This is a genomic window from Vibrio sp. TRT 2004 (genome assembly GCF_050113735.1).
Taxonomy (GTDB): Bacteria; Pseudomonadota; Gammaproteobacteria; order Enterobacterales; family Vibrionaceae; genus Vibrio.
In genome coordinates, this window is record NZ_JBNJOH010000088.1 from 1 (window position 1) to 3,475 (window position 3,475).

The following is a 3,475-nucleotide window of genomic DNA, read 5'->3' on the forward strand; positions in this document are numbered from 1 at the left end:
CGAGAGCAATAAAACCAAAGGCAAAGAAATACCCCAATAAAAAGAAAGCCAGTCAGCTTAACTGACTGGCATTAGCCATTATCGGCTGCCTTTCGTATTCTATACCCTACTTGCTTTTTGCAGGTTTCTTGCGCTTATCAGTAATTTCCCACTTACCGTCCACATAAAGTGCAGTGTAGCCGGTAGGCTTACCGTCGACTTCAGTACGGACATAGTTCTCTTTTGACTTACGACTAAAACGAACCACCATTGGTAAACCATCAGGATCTTTTTCTGGAGCTTCCGTTAAGTAATGGAACTTGGCTGAAAGACGATCTTTAAAACGTACCAGTTCTTCCACTAGAGGTGCACGTGTTTCACGTGATTTAGGGAAGGTACTCGCCGCTAGGAACAAACCTGACGCACCATCGCGAAGTACGAAGTATGCATCTGAGTTCTCACATGGCAGTTCTGGCAAATGAACAGGGTCCTCTTTCGGTGGCGCGACTTCTCCGTTTTTCAGGATCTTACGTGTGTTCTTACACTCTTCACTCGTACAATCCATGTACTTGCCGAATCGACCGTTCTTGAGCACCATATCGCTGCCACACTTGTCACACTCGACAACAGGGCCATCGTACCCTTTCACTTTGAACTCACCATGCTCAACAACGTAACCATCACAATTTGGGTTGTTACCACAAACGTGCATTTTACGTTTATCGTCAATCAGATACGCATCCATCGCGGTTTCGCAAATCGGACAACGTTTCTTAGCTCGTAGAGCCGCTGTTTCAACGTCCTCTTCGAGAACATTGATAATGCCGTCTTCGTCACCCAAGTTGATCGTTGTCTTACAACGCTCTTTAGGCGGTAGTGCATAGCCAGAACAACCAAGGAACACGCCGGTAGATGCAGTACGAATACCCATAGGACGCGAACATGTCGGACATTCGATATCGGTGTATACGATGTGGTTAGGCTTCATGCCGCCTTGATCTTCATCCTGCTCAGCTTTTTCAAGATCGCTCGTGAAGTCATTAAAGAAGTCGTCAAGTACGCCTTTCCAATTCGCTTCACCTTCAGCGATTTGGTCAAGCTTCTCTTCCATACGAGACGTGAACTCATAGTTCATCAGGTCATCAAAACTACCATCTAGACGGTCTGTAACGATCTCACCCATCTTCTCTGCATAGAAACGACGTTGTTCAACCTTAACGTAACCACGATCCTGGATCGTAGAGATGATTGATGCGTAGGTCGATGGACGACCAATACCACGTTTCTCAAGCTCTTTTACCAAGGCAGCTTCTGTAAAACGCGCTGGCGGCTTAGTAAAGTGTTGCTTAGGATCAAGATTGACCAATTCGATACTGTCGCCAACTTGAACCGCAGGTAGGATCTGGTCCTCGTTCTTGCCAAGTGGACGTTGAACACGAGTCCAGCCATCAAACTTAAGAATACGACCTTTAGCTTTGAGGGTGTACTCCTCAGCTTTTACACTTACCGTGGTCGAGTCGTACTGAGCTGGGGTCATTTGACAGGCAACAAACTGGTTCCAAATCAATGAATATAGCTTGTGCGCATCGACTTCCATTGCTTGAAGATCTTCTGACTTCACAGAGACATCGGATGGACGAATCGCTTCGTGCGCTTCTTGAGCACCTTGCTTACTGCCATAGACATTTGGCTTCGCAGGAAGGTATGCCTCACCAAACTCATTACCGATATAACCACGCACAGTCTCAACCGCTTCCGCACTCAGGTTTGTAGAGTCGGTACGCATATAAGTGATGTAACCCGCTTCGTAAAGACGCTGAGCGAGCATCATGGTTTTCTTAACACCGTAACCTAGGCGCGTACTGGCAGCCTGTTGCAGCGTAGATGTAATAAATGGTGCGGATGGTTTGCTTGATGTAGGTCGGTCTTCACGCTTACACACTTCGTAGCGCGCTTTTTCAAGCACAGCAATAGCCGCTTTAGTTTCGGCTTCGTTAACCGGTTTAAACGCAACACCATCTTTCTGCGCGACTTGTAGGCGGAAGTCTGTTTTGTCTTGCGTTTTAGTATCAGCATGGATATCCCAAAACTCTTCTGGAATAAACGCTTTGATTTCACGCTCACGTTCAACCAATAGCTTTACTGCAACGGACTGAACACGGCCAGCAGACAAACCACGTGCGACTTTCTTCCACAGTAGTGGCGAGACCATAAAGCCCACCACACGGTCCATGAAACGACGTGCTTGTTGCGCATTAACGCCATCCATACTCAATTCGCCCGGTTTTTCGAACGCTTGTTGGATAGCATTTTTAGTAATTTCGTTGAATACAACGCGTTTGTATCGCTCTTCATCGCCACCGATGATCTCACGAAGGTGCCAAGCGATAGCCTCTCCCTCGCGGTCTAAATCGGTTGCTAGGTAAACGCAATCTGCGTCTTTGGCTAACTTCTGTAATTCTGCAACGACTTTTTCTTTGCCCGGCAGAATTTGATAGTTCGCTTCCCAGCCATGGTATGGGTCAATGCCCATTTTCTTAATCAGTGACTTACGATCTTTTTCTTTCTTGATGCGCGCTTTTTCTTCAGCACTTAAGCCTGTGGTTGATACGGCCGCAGCTTTTTGGCCCGTGCTTTGACCAGCAGTCGGTAGATCACGTACGTGACCTACACTGGACTTTACAATGAAGTCCTTACCTAAATACTTATTGATGGTCTTCGCCTTAGCAGGCGACTCCACAATAACCAGTGACTTACCCATAATTGACTCAAGTGTCCTTTATCAAGTGCGATACATATCGCACGACATACTTAATACTTTGCTTCTTTTTTTACTATTGAGCGAGATTGCAAGAAGATCAATATCTTTTTTTAATTTCTACATTGACTGCTCGACAATGCAGCGATGTCTTAAAAATGGTAAGCATTACCAAACGACAAAATAATGCGCGATTGATTCGGGCAACTTATGAAAACGCCACATACTAAACGGCATAAGATCTACGATGCCAACTTTAGATAAGGTTTTTTGCCACCAGTCACAAAACCCACAAGCTTCAGCGCCTAAGTGTCCGCAGTGCGATTGATCTATCGCAATTGATTTTATCGTCATTATTCATACAATTTTCAGCAAACCTCTTCAATTAGAAGAAATCATCTACAAAGGTATCCCCCAATGAGCGAAAAAAAAGTCGTTTCACAACTTGAGCTTCTCATGATTGCTAATCACATCATCCAAGAACACGATGATTACATTGATGGCATGCGAGCCGACAGCGTTGAAGAAAAAGACGACGTCTTAGTGTTCAAAGGAAATTATTTTCTTGATGACAATGGATTACCAACAACGAAGACAACGGCTGTTTTTAATATGTTTAAGTACTTAGCACATCACTTGTCGAAAGAGTTTACTTTAGAGAAGTAGCGAGAAGCGAGAAGCGAGAAGCGAGAAGCGAGAAGCGAGAAGCGAGAAGCGAGAAGCGAGAAGCGAGAAGCG

The 3,475-nt window shown here is 45.3% G+C and carries 2 protein-coding genes; one reads left to right on the plus strand and one right to left on the minus strand.

All coding sequences use genetic code 11. The features are described from left to right. Positions 1–106 precede the first annotated feature (106 nt). Positions 107–2,740 carry a type I DNA topoisomerase gene (topA, locus tag ACQEXR_RS19760; RefSeq protein WP_427020995.1) on the minus strand — a complete coding sequence of 878 codons (2,634 nt, stop codon included), beginning with the start codon at positions 2,738–2,740 and terminating at the stop codon, positions 107–109. Positions 2,741–3,154: 414 nt separating this feature from the next. Between topA and ACQEXR_RS19765 the strand changes: the two genes are divergently transcribed. Then, complete coding sequence (locus ACQEXR_RS19765) at positions 3,155–3,403, plus strand: YciN family protein (RefSeq protein WP_138972405.1); 249 nt, start codon at positions 3,155–3,157, stop codon at positions 3,401–3,403. Positions 3,404–3,475 lie beyond the last annotated feature (72 nt).

What these genes read in the sequence shown, in the direction of transcription:
- topA (WP_427020995.1), bottom strand. Translation starts at nt 2,740, where the DNA reads ATGGGTAAGTCACTGGTTATTGTGGAGTCGCCTGCTAAGGCGAAGACC.
- ACQEXR_RS19765 (WP_138972405.1), top strand. Translation starts at nt 3,155, where the DNA reads ATGAGCGAAAAAAAAGTCGTTTCACAACTTGAGCTTCTCATGATTGCT.